The organism is Marinobacter halodurans (assembly GCF_004327985.1).
Lineage (GTDB): Bacteria > Pseudomonadota > Gammaproteobacteria > Pseudomonadales > Oleiphilaceae > Marinobacter_A > Marinobacter_A halodurans.
Genome location: NZ_SJDL01000045.1, coordinates 1 through 14259 on the forward strand (window position 1 = coordinate 1; position 14259 = coordinate 14259).

15 protein-coding genes are annotated in these 14259 nt (G+C 60.6%); 8 read left to right on the plus strand and 7 right to left on the minus strand.

The window, feature by feature from the left end:
- Positions 1 to 258 precede the first annotated feature (258 nt).
- The 5 genes from EZI54_RS20520 to EZI54_RS20540 form a co-directional block, all read right to left on the minus strand.
- Positions 259 to 1002, minus strand: coding sequence for an LrgB family protein (locus EZI54_RS20520; RefSeq protein WP_131483770.1), 744 nt, complete (start codon positions 1000 to 1002; stop codon positions 259 to 261).
- On the minus strand, positions 995 to 1363 hold the full coding sequence (locus tag EZI54_RS20525) for a CidA/LrgA family protein (RefSeq protein ID WP_131483771.1): 369 nt from the start codon (positions 1361 to 1363) through the stop codon (positions 995 to 997). The genes EZI54_RS20520 and EZI54_RS20525 overlap by 8 nt, the downstream gene beginning before the upstream one ends.
- A 111-nt stretch (positions 1364 to 1474) precedes the next feature.
- A complete protein-coding gene (locus EZI54_RS20530) occupies positions 1475 to 3019 on the minus strand; it encodes a SpoVR family protein (protein ID WP_131483772.1) in 1545 nt (514 codons plus the stop codon).
- Positions 3016 to 4308 carry a YeaH/YhbH family protein gene (locus tag EZI54_RS20535; protein ID WP_131483773.1) on the minus strand — a complete coding sequence of 431 codons (1293 nt, stop codon included), beginning with the start codon at positions 4306 to 4308 and terminating at the stop codon, positions 3016 to 3018. The genes EZI54_RS20530 and EZI54_RS20535 overlap by 4 nt, the downstream gene beginning before the upstream one ends.
- Before the next feature lie 262 nt (positions 4309 to 4570).
- A complete protein-coding gene (locus tag EZI54_RS20540; protein ID WP_131483774.1) occupies positions 4571 to 6493 on the minus strand; it encodes a PrkA family serine protein kinase in 1923 nt (640 codons plus the stop codon).
- Between the two features lie 351 nt (positions 6494 to 6844).
- Here EZI54_RS20540 and EZI54_RS20545 point away from each other — a divergent pair, with 351 nt between their 5' ends.
- The 5 genes from EZI54_RS20545 to EZI54_RS20565 all read left to right on the plus strand — a co-directional run bounded on the left by EZI54_RS20545 (position 6845) and on the right by EZI54_RS20565 (position 10920).
- Entirely contained in the window at positions 6845 to 7000 is a 156-nt protein-coding gene (locus EZI54_RS20545; RefSeq protein ID WP_207389291.1) for a nitroreductase family protein, read from the plus strand.
- 110 nt (positions 7001 to 7110) lie between these two features.
- Positions 7111 to 8028, plus strand: a complete 918-nt coding sequence (gene osmF, locus EZI54_RS20550; protein ID WP_131483775.1) for a glycine betaine ABC transporter substrate-binding protein OsmF — start codon at positions 7111 to 7113, stop codon at positions 8026 to 8028.
- Between the two features lie 2 nt (positions 8029 to 8030).
- Positions 8031 to 9230 carry an ABC transporter permease gene (locus EZI54_RS20555; RefSeq protein ID WP_165495824.1) on the plus strand — a complete coding sequence of 400 codons (1200 nt, stop codon included), beginning with the start codon at positions 8031 to 8033 and terminating at the stop codon, positions 9228 to 9230.
- Positions 9227 to 10174, plus strand: coding sequence for an ABC transporter ATP-binding protein (locus EZI54_RS20560; RefSeq protein WP_131483777.1), 948 nt, complete (start codon positions 9227 to 9229; stop codon positions 10172 to 10174). The genes EZI54_RS20555 and EZI54_RS20560 overlap by 4 nt, the downstream gene beginning before the upstream one ends.
- A complete protein-coding gene (locus EZI54_RS20565; protein WP_131483778.1) occupies positions 10174 to 10920 on the plus strand; it encodes an ABC transporter permease in 747 nt (248 codons plus the stop codon). The genes EZI54_RS20560 and EZI54_RS20565 overlap by 1 nt, the downstream gene beginning before the upstream one ends.
- A 33-nt stretch (positions 10921 to 10953) precedes the next feature.
- Here EZI54_RS20565 and EZI54_RS20570 read toward each other — a convergent pair whose 3' ends face one another.
- A complete protein-coding gene (locus EZI54_RS20570; protein ID WP_242674539.1) occupies positions 10954 to 11793 on the minus strand; it encodes a DUF3037 domain-containing protein in 840 nt (279 codons plus the stop codon).
- Positions 11790 to 12542 (minus strand): HipA family kinase, encoded by a 753-nt coding sequence (locus tag EZI54_RS20575; RefSeq protein WP_131483779.1) that lies wholly within the window; start codon positions 12540 to 12542, stop codon positions 11790 to 11792. The genes EZI54_RS20570 and EZI54_RS20575 overlap by 4 nt, the downstream gene beginning before the upstream one ends.
- A 183-nt stretch (positions 12543 to 12725) precedes the next feature.
- Here EZI54_RS20575 and EZI54_RS20580 point away from each other — a divergent pair, with 183 nt between their 5' ends.
- The 3 genes from EZI54_RS20580 to EZI54_RS20590 all read left to right on the plus strand — a co-directional run bounded on the left by EZI54_RS20580 (position 12726) and on the right by EZI54_RS20590 (position 14171).
- The gene (locus EZI54_RS20580) at positions 12726 to 13046 is read left to right on the plus strand and encodes an antibiotic biosynthesis monooxygenase family protein (protein ID WP_131483780.1); all 321 of its coding nucleotides are present in this window, start codon (positions 12726 to 12728) and stop codon (positions 13044 to 13046) included.
- Between the two features lie 104 nt (positions 13047 to 13150).
- Positions 13151 to 13525, plus strand: a complete 375-nt coding sequence (locus EZI54_RS20585; protein WP_131483781.1) for a hypothetical protein — start codon at positions 13151 to 13153, stop codon at positions 13523 to 13525.
- A gap of 187 nt (positions 13526 to 13712) precedes the next feature.
- Positions 13713 to 14171 carry an ATPase gene (locus EZI54_RS20590; protein ID WP_131483782.1) on the plus strand — a complete coding sequence of 153 codons (459 nt, stop codon included), beginning with the start codon at positions 13713 to 13715 and terminating at the stop codon, positions 14169 to 14171.
- The last annotated feature ends 88 nt before the right edge of the window (positions 14172 to 14259 follow it).

Below are 14259 nucleotides of genomic sequence, written 5' to 3' on the forward strand. Positions count from 1 at the left end.
AGGTGCTGGCCAGCTTGAGGGTCAGGGTAAAGGGCCGGGACAGGTGCTCTTCGAGTTCGAACTCGACCACCGCGAAGGTGTCGTCCGGCAGGCTGCCGAGGCGGGCCGTGAACTGCAGGCCGGTGGGCTGAGACATGTGCTTCGTCCTTGATACATCGACGGTGGTTTCGCATATGACCATCCTGGCCAGCGGGTAGATTACTGGAGAACGGGAGCTAATGATGTAGGTAATCTCTGAAAACGACTATCAGAGACTTCCTAAAGCCAGCCCCCGTAGATGGCGCGCAGGAAATCCACCAGCCCCGGCAGCAGAGCCGAGGTGGCGAAGGCGGACAGGGCCATGGCCAGTCCTGAGAAGGCGCCCATCTCCGGGCTTACATGAAAGGCCCGGGCCGTCCCGATGCCATGGGCGGCAACCCCCATGGCAATGCCCTTCACGCGGTCATCGCGAATCCGCAGCAGGGCAAACAGGCGAGTGCCCATCAGGGCTCCGAGTATTCCCGTCACCACCACCAGCACCGCCGTCAGCGATGGGATCCCGCCGATCTGTTCGGAAATGCCCATGGCGACCGGAGCGGTCACGGATTTTGGCGCCAGTGACAGCTGGGTTTCCGGCGAGGCGCCGAACAGCCAGGCGATGGTTATCGAGCTCAATGCACCGACGACCACGCCGATCAGCAGGGCAACCACCACCGGAACAAGTACCGCCCGTAGCCGCGAGAACTGCTGGTACAGCGGCACCGCCAGGGCGACCGTCGCCGGACCCAGCAGGAAGTGGACGAACTGGCCGCCCTCAAAATAGTCCTCGTAGGAGGTGCCGGTCAGTTTGAGAAACGCGATCAGCATCAGGATCGCCGTAATCACCGGATTGAGCAGCGGGTTCTGGTGGGCCAGCATATAGATACGGTGCGCGGCCAGGTAGGCCACCAGGGTCACTGTCAGTCCCAGCAGGGGCGAGGCGGACAGGTAGACCCAGATTTTCGTCAGGTCCGTCTCAACCATCGCGGCGCGGCCTCCTTGCCAGGAGTCTTTGTGTGGCCAGCATGGCGCCGGCCGTTACGATCATGGTGATAGCGGTGCCGAGGACCAGCGACAGCGCAATCGGTAGCCACTCATCGAGGATGCGGCTGAAATACACCATCATGCCCACGCCGGCCGGCACGAACAGCAGGGACAGGTGACTGAGCAGGCCGTTAGCAGCCGTGTCCAGGGCGCCGCCGCTGCGCTTGCGGATCACCAGCGTCAGGAACAGCAGGACCATGCCCAGCACCGGGCCGGGAATCGGCAGGCCGAACAGGCGGACGGTAATTTCGCCCACCAACTGGTAAACCAGCAGGAGGGTGATGCCATTGAGGAATTGCATGCGGGGTCTCTTCCGGCAGACGGTCTGATACCCGCCTATGAAACCACTGCGGCCGAAGGATGTCACCCCGGCCCCTGATCGGAGCCTCAGGGGCCGGGGTGACGGAGAGGCTTAATCCTCGTCTTCCAGGTGACGCGGAGGAATGTGGAATTCCTCGACCACGGTGCCGTCGTCGACACTCTCCAGGTGCACGTCGAAGCCCCACAGGCGATGGACGTGACGGATCACCTCCACCGTACTGTCGCCCAGCGGCACACCGTCGACCGGCACATGGCGCAGGGTCAGTGAGCGGTCACCCCGCAGATCCACGTTCCACACCTGGATGTTGGGTTCCCGGTAACTGAGGTTGTATTGCCGGGCGAGTTTCTCCCGCAGGACGCGGTAGCCCATTTCGTCGTGGATGGCGGTAATGCGGTAGACGTCTTCGTCTTCATCGCTGGAAATGGCGAACAGCTTGAGGTCCCGCATCACCTTGGGCGACAGGAACTGCTGGATGAAGCTCTCGTCCTTGAAGTTCTTCATCGCGAAATGCAGCGTTTCCACCCAGTCGGAGCCGGCGATATCCGGGAACCATTGCCGGTCCTCGTCCGTCGGCTCCTCGCAGATGCGGCGCAGATCGGAATAGATGGAGAAGCCCAGGGTGTACGGGTTGATGCCCGAATACCAGGGGCTGTCGAACGGCGGCTGGTAGATGACCGCGGTGTGGCTCTGCAGGAATTCCAGCATGAAGCCGTCGGTGACCAGACCTTTCTCGTACATCCGGTGGAGCAGGGTGTAATGCCAGAAGCTGGCCCAGCCCTCGTTCATCACCTGGGTCTGACGCTGGGGATAGAAGTACTGGCCGATCTTGCGCACGATGCGGATCAGTTCCCGTTGCCAGGTTTCCAGCAGCGGCGCGTTCTTCTCGATAAAGTAGAGCAGGTTCTCCTGCGGCTCCGGCGGGTAGCGCTTGCGGCGGCGTTCGTCTTCATCGTCGTCACCGGCCATTCGGGGGATGGTCCGCCACAGGTCGTTGAGCTGGCGTTGCAGGTATTCCTCGCGTTCCTTCTGGCGGCGCTGTTCCTCGGCGGCGGATATCGGCGAGGGCCGCTTGTAGCGATCGACGCCGTAGTTCATCAGGGCATGGCAGGAGTCCAGGATCTGCTCCACCGCATCCACCCCATAACGCTCCTCGCACTCGGCGACGTAGTTACGGGCGAACACCAGGTAATCGATGATGGCGCTGGCATCGGTCCAGGTACGGAACAGGTAGTTGCCCTTGAAGAAGGAATTGTGACCGTAACAGGCGTGGGCGATGACCAGCGCCTGCATGGGCAGGGTGTTTTCCTCCATCAGGTAGGCGATGCAGGGATCGGAGTTGATCACGATCTCGTACGCCAGGCCCATCTGTCCGCGCTGGTAGCCCTTCGAGGTGTTCAGGAACTGCTTGCCGAACGACCAGTGATGGTAGCCCACCGGCATCCCCACCGAGCTGTAGGCGTCCATCATCTGCTCGGCGCTGATCACCTCGATCTGGTTGGGATAGGTATCCAGACCGAACTCCGCGGCGCACTTGGCGATTTCCTCGTCGTATTCGCGAATGAGATCGAACGTCCACTCGGACGTGGTCGATATCGGCTTGTTACCAACGGGCGGTTTTTCAGCGGTACCGGTCATGCGGCTTTCCTCTCGAACAACTGGCGGAAGACCGGGTAAATGTCCCCCGGATCCGCGATCTGCTGCATGGCGAAACTGTTCGGGTCCTGCTTGAGGATCTTCTCGTACTCGTACCACAGCATCTGGTGATCCTGCGGCGTGATTTCCACATAGGCGTAGTACTGCACCAGCGGCAGGATCTGCTCGGCCAGGATCTTGCCGCAAATGGGGGAGTCGTCGTTCCAGTTATCCCCATCCGACGCCTGCGCCGCGTAGATGTTCCATTCCGACGGCGAGTAGCGGGCGTCCACGATCTGCTTCATCAGCTTCAGCGCGCTGGAGACGATGGTCCCGCCGGTTTCCCGGGAGTAGAAGAACTCTTCCTCGTCCACTTCCTTGGCGCTGGTGTGGTGACGGATGAAGACGACTTCGATGCGCTTGTAGTTCTTCTTCAGGAACAGGTACAGCAAAATGAAGAAGCGCTTGGCGATGTCCTTGTGTACCTGCGTCATGGAGCCGGAGACGTCCATCAGGCAGAACATGACGGCGCTGGTGGCGGGCTTCGGCTTCTTGACGTGCTGGCGGTAGCGCAGGTCGATTTCGTCGATCCACGGAATGCGCCGGAGGTTGCCCTTGAGGCGTTTGATCTCCGCTTCCAGCGCATCGATCTGGTCCTGCGGACTAAACGCGGGATCCGGCTCGTTCGGATGAGCCTTGAGCTCGGCCAGTTGGGCTTCCAGTTCCCGCAGCTTGCGCTTGCGGGCTCCCCCCAATCCCAGCCGGCGGGCATGGGCGCCGCGCAGGGAGCGGACCACATCCAGCTTGGCCGGGATTCCCTGGGAGGTGAAGCCGGCCCGTTGGTACTTGAATGCCTCGGTGTCCTTCAGCTTCTTGCGGGCGAGGTTGGGCAATTCCAGGTCGTCGAACAGGAAGTCCAGGAACTCGTCCTGGGTGATCTGGAAGGCAAACTCGTCCATGCCTTCGCCGTCTGGACTGGCTCCGCCTTGTCCCTGGCCGCCACCGCCGCCCTGGGGTTTGGGCACGGTATCGCCGGCCACGAACTCCTTGTTGCCCGGATGCACCACCTCACGGTGGCCGCCCGTGCCGTGATGGAAAATGGGTTCGTCAATGTCCTTCGACGGGATGCTGACGTGCTCACCCCGTTCAATATCGGTAATCGACCGGCGTTGGACGGCATCCGCCACGGCTTTCTTGATGTGGTGGCGGTAACGGCGCAGGAAGCGTTCGCGGTTCACTGCGCTTTTGTTCTTGCCGTTCAGTCGGCGGTCGACGACATGAGTCATCCCCATAACACTCTCCAGTTCTCGGTGGAGGTCGTCCCTGAAGGCGCAAATTGCTGCGTTGCGCAGTGGTTGTGCGCAACCCCGGTCAGCTCAACTACCGGGCAGGTATGCCTCGCGTGTTGCGCGCTGGGCGCCTTGCACTTTGCACCTTCATGAACGCCCCGGACCTCGAGTCAATTCCAGGGAGCTTCACCTTTCCTTTTTGCTGACTCCCAACCTGGTTCAGGGTCGGGCCGCGGCTGCGGTTAAGCGGCGAGCGGCCGTTCCGTTACTGGGACTTCCTGACCCGCAGGTACCATTCGGCGAGCAGGCGGACCTGCTTCTCGGTGTACCCGCGTTCGACCATCCTTTCGACGAACTGTTTGTGTTTCTTCTGGTCTTCCTGCGAGGCCTTCGGGTTGAAGGAGATGACCGGAAGCAGGTCCTCGGTGTTGGAGAACATTTTCTTCTCGATCACGCTGCGCAGTTTTTCGTAGCTGAGCCAGGATGGGTTCTGGCCCTGGTTGTTGGCGCGTGCCCGCAGCACGAAGTTGACCACTTCGTTGCGGAAATCTTTCGGGTTGCTGATGCCGGCCGGCTTCTCGATCTTCTCCAACTCGTCGTTGATGGCGGAGCGGTTGAGGATCTCGCCGGTTTCCGGATCGCGGTATTCCTGGTCCTGGATCCAGAAGTCCGCATAGGTCACGTAGCGGTCGAACAGGTTCTGGCCATACTCGCTGTAGCTCTCCAGGTACGCGGTCTGGATTTCCTTGCCGATGAACTCGACGTAGTGCGGCGCCAGGTATTCCTTGATAAAGCGCAGGTAGCGTTCCTGCACCTCATTGGGGAACTGCTCCTGTTCGATCTGTTTCTCGAGGACATAGAGCAGGTGCACCGGGTTGGCCGCGATTTCCGTGGTGTCGAAGTTGAACACCTTGGACAGGATCTTGAAGGCGAAGCGGGTGGACAGGCCGTCCATGCCCTCGTTCACGCCGGCCGCATCCCGGTACTCCTGGATCGACTTGGCCTTGGGATCCGTGTCCTTGATGTTCTGGCCATCGTAGACCCGCATCTTGGAGAAGATGCTGGAGTTTTCCGGCTCTTTGAGGCGGGACAGCACCGTGAACTGGGCCAGCATGTCCAGGGTGTCCGGTGCGCATGGGGCGCCCTGCAGCGAACTGTGGCGCAACAGCTTGCGGTAGATGTCGATTTCCTCGGTGACCCGCACACAGTAGGGCACCTTGACGATGTAGACCCGGTCGAGGAACGCCTCATTGTGTTTGTTGTTGCGGAAGGTCTGCCATTCGGACTCATTGGAGTGGGCCAGGATGATGCCGTCGAACGGTACCGAGCCCATCCCTTCGGTGGTGTTGTAGTTGCCTTCCTGGGTGGCGGTCAGCAGCGGATGCAGGACCTTGATGGGCGCCTTGAACATCTCGACGAATTCCATCAGACCCTGGTTGGCCTTGCTCAGGCCGCCGGAGAAGCTGTAGGCGTCCGGGTCATCCTGGGAGAACTCTTCCAGCATGCGGATGTTGACCTTGCCCACCAGGGCGGAGATGTCCTGGTTGTTGTCGTCACCGGGCTCGGTCTTGGAAATGCCGATCTGATCCAGCACCGAGGGATAGCGCTTGACCACCTTGAACTGGCTGATGTCGCCGCCGAACTCATGCAGCCGCTTCACCGCCCAGGGCGACATAATGGGCTTTAGGTAGCGGGTGGGGATGCCGTATTCCTCTTCCAGAATAGCGCCGTCCTCGTCCGGGTCGAACAGCCCCAGGGGGGATTCGTTCACCGGTGAGCCCTTGATGGCGTAGAAGGGGACCTTCTGCATCAACTGCTTGAGCTTTTCAGCCAGGGAGGATTTGCCGCCCCCGACCGGACCCAGCAGATAAAGGATCTGTTTCTTCTCTTCCAGGCCCTGGGCCGCATGCTTGAAGAAGGAGACGATGTTTTCAACGGCGTCTTCCATGCCGTAGAACTCGTCGAATTCCGGGTAGCGCTTGATGACCTTGTTGGAAAAGATGCGGGACAGTCTCGGATCGCGAGAGGTGTCTATGTGTTCCGGTTCGCCGATCGCCATCAGCATCCGCTCGGCAGCAGTGGCGTATGCCGACTTGTCGCGTTTGCAGATCTCCAGGTATTCCTCAAGAGAGAATTCCTCCTCCTGAGTTGATTCATACCGGTCTTTGAAGTGCTGCAGAATGCTCATATAGGCCCCTCGCTCGCAATGTGGTCACACAACTACACGTATCAGTTCCCCGATTCAGATCGTCAGGCTTGCCTTATACCGGCGCCCAGTAGGTGGATGGAAACGTCAGGAAATGGGAATGTCGAACCCGAATGCGCCGGTCGTCGGATTCCGGCTCGACTGCTTTCAGCTTAGTTCAGCTTCTGCGCCTTTGACAGTTACGAAAGGTTTTTGTTTCAGGTTTATTGCTGAGTAAATTTGAAGCGTTATGTAAGCCACCTGAAGATAAACCGAACGCTACTCAGTTCATAGTAGTCCGGGATAAGTCCGTGCAGGATAGAACCTTTTAATAGCTTTGATAAGGATTGCCGGATGGAGTTCATTGATGCCATGGCGCGGCGACTGATTCCGAACCGGTACACGCTGCTGTGCGGTATTTCCATCGGCTATCCATCCGATCACAGGACCAACGGATTCCAGCCTGAAAAGCTGGGCGTGGACGCACTGACGATACCCATACCGTCATAAGTCGCCCACTTTCATCCCGTTCTGCCTTGCCTTCGTATACGGGTCGCTTAGACTTGAAAGCTGACGGCCCTGAAAACAACCAGATACTGGAACCCGCAAGGAGAGTGTCCGTGTCCCTCATTTCGCGTATTCGTCGTAGCCTGCCTGCGCTGCTGTTGCTCGTTGCCGGACCGGTGCTGGCCGCCGAACCGGTCGTGGTGTCCTCCAAGATCGACACCGAGGGCTCGGTGCTGGGGCAGATGATCCTGCAGAGCCTGGAACGGGCCGATATCCCCGTGGAAAACCGGATCCAGCTCGGGGCCACCAATATCGTGCGCAACGCCATCAAGGCCGGCGAGATCGACATCTATCCCGAGTACACCGGCAACGCCGCCTTCTTTTACGACAAGGCCGACAGCGACGTGTGGAACAAGGCCGACAAGGCCTATGACATGGCGAAGAAGCTGGACTATGACGCCGAGAAAATCGTCTGGCTGACCCCGGCCGACGCCAACAACACCTGGGCCATGAGCGTGCGCGGTGACCTGGCGCGCAAGGAGAACCTGGAAACCCTCGAAGACCTGGCCGCCTACATCAACCAGGGCGGTGCCTTCCGCTTTGCGGCCAGCGCCGAGTTCGTGGAGTCCCCCAGTGCACTGCCGGCGTTCCAGAAGGCCTATGGCTTCAAGCTGAAATCCAGCCAGTTGCTGATCCTGTCCGGCGGTAACACGGCCGCCACCATGCGCGCGGCGGCTCTCAACGATAATGACGTCAACGGCGCCATGACCTACGGCACGGACGGCGGCCTCAACGCCCTGGACCTGAAAGTGATGACCGACACCAAGGGCGTCCAGCCGGTGTACCAGCCGACGCCGATCATCCGCGAAGCGGTGCTCAAGGCCTATCCGCAGATCCGTGACATCCTCAAGCCGGTGTTCGAGTCCCTCGACCTGGAAACCCTGCAGCGCCTGAACGGTGAAGTGGCCGTCAACGGCGCACCGGCCGAGAAAGTTGCGCGGGATTACCTGGACTCCCTCGAACAGGATTGAGTTTGTCTTCCCTCGACGAACCGCCCAACCGGGTCATTACCGCACTGGGGCTGCTGGCCCTGGTGCTCGTATGGGTGCTGGACCTGGGCACGGTGCAGCCCAACCGTATCGTGTCCGGCACCGGGTATGGCCTGTTTGACGCCGCCGGCTGGTTCGGCGCCGTCACCGTCTCGGTCGGACTGTGCGCCTTGATGGCGCTGGCGATCCTGCCGCTGCGCCGGCGCTATGCCCTGCTCGGGGTACTGCTGACGCTGGCGCTGACGGCGTTGCCGGACCTACTGGTTGTCTTCACCTCCGCCCACCTTCCCAGGGAGTCCCCTTACGCCCGTACCGCGGTTGGCGCCGGGTTCTGGTCGCTGCTGTTCCTGCTCGTGCTGATGCTGATCGAGGTCGTGGGCCGGCTACGGCTGGGACGGCGTGGCCAGTTGGGCATCCTGGTGGTGATCCTGGCGGGTTGGGCCTTGCTCGTCCGCCAGGGCGGGCTCGACAGCTTATCCCTGATGCGCGAGTTCGAAAGCCGGCCCGACGAGTTCCTCCAGGCACTCCGGGCCCACCTCGCATTGGCGCTGGGTGCCGTAGCGATCAGCTTTGTGCTGGCGTTTGCCCTGGTGCTGAAAATGATGCGCTCGGAAGGCTGGCGCCGTCCGGTCTTCGGCGTGGTCAGCTTTCTGCAGACCATTCCCAGCCTGGCCCTGTTCGGCCTGCTGATTGCCCCGCTCAGCGCATTGACCGCGGCCTTTCCCGTTCTCCAGGGGCTGGGCATCCGCGGTATCGGTTGGGCACCGGCACTGCTGGCGCTGATCGCCTACAGCCTGCTGCCGATGGTGCGCAACACCTTTGTGGCTTTGACGGAAGTCCCCGAAGCGGTGATCGATGCGGGGCGGGGTATGGGCATGACCGAGCGTCAGCTGTTCCTGCAGGCGCGCCTGCCGCTGGCGATGCCGGTCATCATCGAGGGCGTTCGCATAACCACGATCCAGGCCATGGGGCTGACCGCCGTGGCGGCCCTGATTGGCGCCGGCGGTTTCGGCACCTTTATTTTCCAGGGGCTGGGGCAGGCGGCCATGGATCTGGTCCTGCTCGGCGCACTGCCGACGATTGGCCTGGCGCTCGCCGCCGACGTGGTGCTGTCTGCCCTCGCCACCGCCCTGCAACCCCGGCCCGCAGCCGTACTCCAGCATAAGAGGACATCCAGCGGATGATCGAACTGAAAAACGTCACCCGCCGATTCGGCCAGACCGTGGCCGTGGATCACATCGACCTGACGGTGGAAACCGGCGAAGTCTGTGTGTTGGTCGGCAGCTCGGGGTGCGGCAAATCCACCACCCTGCGCATGATCAACCGACTGCTGCCGACCAGCAGCGGTGAGATCCAGGTCGACGGCGAGGACATCGCCGGCATGGACCTGCAACGCCTGCGCCTGAATATGGGCTACGCCATCCAGGGCACCGGCCTGTTTCCACACTGGACGGTGGCCCGCAATATCGCGCTGGTGCCCAGGCTCCTGAAGTGGCCGAAGGCGCGTATCCAGGCCCGTGTCAGCGAGCTGCTGGAGATGCTGGATATGGATCCGGCCCGCTTTGCCGGTGCCTACCCCCAGCAACTGTCCGGTGGACAGGCCCAGCGGGTCGGTGTGGCGCGGGCACTGGCGGCGGATCCCAATATCCTGCTGATGGACGAGCCGTTCGGTGCGCTCGACGCCATCACCCGGGAGAACCTGCAGCTGGAGATGCTGCGCCTGCAGCGCCAGTTGAAGAAAACCACCGTCTTCGTCACCCACGATATCGACGAGGCCCTGCGACTCGCCACGCGGATTGCCGTCATGGACCAGGGCCGCATCATCCAGCACGACACGCCGGAAAACATCCTGCGCCGGCCGGCGTCGGACTTCGTGGAAAACCTGGTCGGCAGGCAGGATCGCGGGCTCAAGCTGATGGCCCTGCGGCCGGTACGGGACCTGATGACCCCCCATGACAAACCGCATCCCGCCGAGCCCGGCGCGGACGGCCTGAAGGAAGACGACAGCCTGCGTCTGGCCCTGTCGGTGATGCTCTGGCAGGACCTGCAGCAGGTGGCGGTTTTCGACCACCTGGGCAACGAAACCGGTGTCCTGTTACGCCAACGCCTGATCGAGGGAGGCGTGTGATGCGCACCTGGCGGACGCCGATCCTGTGGCTGGCTGTGCTGCTGGCCCTGGTGCTGGGTATGGAGGCGCTGGAACCCCTGTTCCGTCTGATCCAGCCGGATACGCAAGGCGTGATCTACCGGCGGGAGAGTTTTCTCTTTCTGCTGGGCAACCACGTCCTGCTGGTTCTGGTTTCAGCGACGATTGGCACCCTGGCCGCGGTCGCCGGCGGTATTTTTGCAACCCGGCCGTTGGGCCGGGACTTCCTGCCACTGGTCAGTCAGATCGCCTCCATCGGCCAGACGTTCCCCCCGGTGGCGGTCCTCGCGCTGGCGGTGCCGGTGCTGGGATTCGGGGAAGGGCCGACGCTGGTGGCGCTGGTGTTGTATGGTCTGCTGCCGGTGCTGCGCAACACCCTGGCGGGACTGGACGGTCTCGATCCCGCCGTCACCGAGGCAGCCCGGGGCATGGGCATGTCGGCCCGCCAGGTGCTGTTCCAGGTGGAAATCCCGCTGGCGGGTCGCGTGATCCTGGCGGGCATCCGCACGTCGGTCACCATCAACATCGCCACTGCGGCCATCGGCTCCACCATCGGCGCCCGCACCCTGGGGGATCCGGTGATCGCTGGATTGGTCAACGGCAATACCGCTTACGTGTTGCAGGGCGCGTTGCTGATCGGCCTACTGGCGCTGATGACGGACAGCCTGTTTGAAGCCCTGGAAAATGTTTGGGCGAGGCGGGTAGCGTCTCCACAGCCTGTTGCTTAGTGATAGCTGGGATCGAGAGCCCGTCTGGCCGGCTCAACGAGCTGCAAATTCCAGTACTTTCTGCTGATCCGTATGCAACACGACCTGGATATCGGCATCCGCCAGAGCTTTCCGGGTTTCTCTAAAGGCTTCTATCCGGATACTGGATGGCGATGCATCCTCCGGACCCTGTACCGGAAATAACACTGGTCCGTCGAGCAGATTCCGGTTTCTCAACTGTTCCACTTTCAGTTTCCAGCGACCGCCATGCTCAATAATGGCTGTGGAATCTGACTGGCCAAGGAACAGGGGCTTGATAATTCGGATTGCCTTTTCATTGCCCTGCTCGACAAACGGAAACGTTACCCCGTAAAGCTGATCCTCGATACGACGCTTGGTGAAGCGGCGTGCGAGATCACGCTGCTCAAGCAGCCTCCGGACCCCTTTCTCAAGAATCGTTTCCTGATACTCTTTGGTGACAAAGTTCCTGCCTACGTAATGATCGTATAGGTCCTGCAGGGTTTGTTCGGGATTTTCCGTCAACACGGCCCGCTGTTCACTGAATCGAATAATGGTTTCGCGAGGGCGAATCAGTTCCTGGAACAGCCCCTTATGGAAACCGTATTCCCGGCTGTCAGATTGGGAGATGGTGTCTCTGACCATATCCTGGACACGATGCAACTCCGCATCCAAGTTGGCCATGGTTTTGAGGTAGACCCCCCGGTCCATTTCTTCAAAGAACTGGGTAATCCGGGCGTGTTTGCGACGTAACAGCTTAAAACCCAGGTAACGGGTTTTGGGCGCCCACAGCAATATGCCAACGTTGGCGAACTCGCCCGTCTCGATGTATGGCATGAAACGCACGATGGCGTATTGGCACGCTAGCCGGGTCATTTCCAGTTCCAGAATGTATTGCTGTTAAAGCGTTGCAAGTGTTTGAGCATCGACGCGGGACGAAAATCCAATGGCATTGTCATTTCAGGGTCCCGGTACAGCCATTCCTCAGGGATAGATGCGACGATGCCATTCCAGTCTTTCAAGGCCTGCTCCATTTTCGAAGTATAGTGTTCTCGCTCGACCAAGTCATCGAACACGCCGGACATACTATCCCTGAACGCGTGGTAGCTGCAGAAATCATCCGCCTTGAATTCCGGGTCGAAGGATTGATTGTGATCGATGACGACCAGCTGCTGGGCCCGGGGCTCCCAAAACAGGTTTGGATTTCCGCCGTTCTCGGTGAGTTGGCGATCACCATTCGATATCCACCAATCAAATATCAGCAAGGAACGGCGTAGCTCAACGGGCACCCCGGATACCTGGGAATACGTCAGTTCAGTAATTCTTTGTTCTTTCGAACCAAAAGCTGGTCCTTGGCCTAACGCGACTGCATCGTCTGGTGAGAGTACCTCCAGCAGATCCTCGGGAACCTGTACAAGTCTGAAAGGGGCGATGGGAATGTCGAAAGCCAGGGCAAGGTTTCCGGAAATCCATTCGTTAATCTGACTGACACGGCCAGCGCCAAACCCCTTTACGAAATAGACTTCATCGTCGCTTCCCCGGCAGATGAAAGGCAGCGTCATGCCATGCTCGGATCGACGCAAGACCTCGACTATTTCGACAGCGGGCACATGTTGGTTGGGCAAGGCTTCCGGGTTCCTTTCCGAGCAGTAAAATCGACAAACCATTGTATTTTAAGGCTGGGCCATTCAATAACCGTAACTTATCTTTGCATCTCAGGGAAGCAGTTGCGGTATATGGTGAATGCGTTCCAGCGCCGGCAATCAGCGCCTATGATGGCGGGGTATTCAACCGATAGGGAGACCACCATGAAATACATCTTCGAAGTCCGTATCAAGGAAGGGCATACCGCCGAGGAATACGCAGATGCCTGGGTGCGCGCCAGTGAGTTGATCCAGCAGGCGCCGGGTGCGCGGGGCACCGAACTGCACCGGATGATCGGCGATCCCATGCGCCTGATCGCCATCGCCCAGTGGGACAGCAAGGCCAGCCGGGATGCAATGGAAGGTCAGCCCAACGAGGAGATCCGGGCCATCATCCACAGCGCGGCGCCGTTCGTGGAAATCCGGCGTATCGGTGAATTCGAGGACCCGGAATGGGTGGTCATGCCGGACAAGTCGAAAAATTGAACAGCAGTTCACGGTCAAACGGCTGATTGTGTGTACAGTTGCGATAGATTTCAACTGTGCTGGTAAGCCGTCCGGCTGGGCCGGCGATATCACAGGGATGCGACATGACCACCAGCTTCTGGGTGACCTTTGCTGAAATTCTTACGCTGCTGTTGCTCGCGCTGCTGTGCGGGCAGGTGTACCGGCTATGGCGTGCCGAGCACAAGGCGCTTACCCCCTTGCCGACGGCCCCGCCCGTGGTTCCCGACCTGTCCGGTCAACCGGACGCTGTCCTTGCGGACTACATCGGCGAGCTGATGGCCGGAACGCAGGAACCCGTACCCGGATACGCCCGACCGGAGCGGGCCCAGTTGACACGGGCAGTAGCGGAAACACACCCGAAACCGGCGCCCGGGAAACCGGAGGCCGCTGTCCGGCAGCCTGACTATCCTTCGGTGGCGGTCCTGCTGGCCCGTCGCTGCGATACCTCATCCGCCTGACCGGTCTGACCCGTTGGCACACCAGGCCCCGCCGCGCTGCTCCCGGTCTCGATCTCCATGACAGAATCGTCAGGTGGCGCAGGTTCAGGTTTGCACCTGTTTGTGGGTTACACTGAAAGCAAGGTCGTCGGCATCCCCTCCGTTGAGGGGCCGGCAAACGTCGACGTCAGACTGCGGAGGACGCCGAATGGAAATCAAGACGTTTGAGGACCTCATCGACTGGGCGCGTCAGCTTCATGCGCACCTGGCCCGCTCCCTCGGGGAGTCGGTCGATGGCAACCGGAACGAGCGTGCGAGCGCGTTGCTCAGCTACCTGTCCCAACACGAGTCGGAGCTGGAACGGATCACGGCGGAATTCGAGAAACAGGCGGATCCCAAGGTGATGAAGACCCGCCTGTATGATTTCTACAACCACAAGCCGTTCGACTCCTACCGCAAGCCGGATCACTATTACGCCAAACTCAGCTTCGACGAGATTGCGGTGGAGATCTTCTATTTCCACGATGAGCTGATGGCGCTATACCGGTCGCTGCTGCGCAAGGCGGAGTTGCGTGAAGTCGCGGATCTGGTGGAAGAGCTCCTGGAAATGGAGGAGAACGAATCCATGCGACTGGCACGCCAGGTGCGTAGCATGGATGACATCTGAGAACACCCGTCCGGCCGGCGCCCGTCTCACCAGGCTACGCTGCCGGTGAGGCGGGCCCGTCCATTCACCCCTGCACGCACCGGAAGGA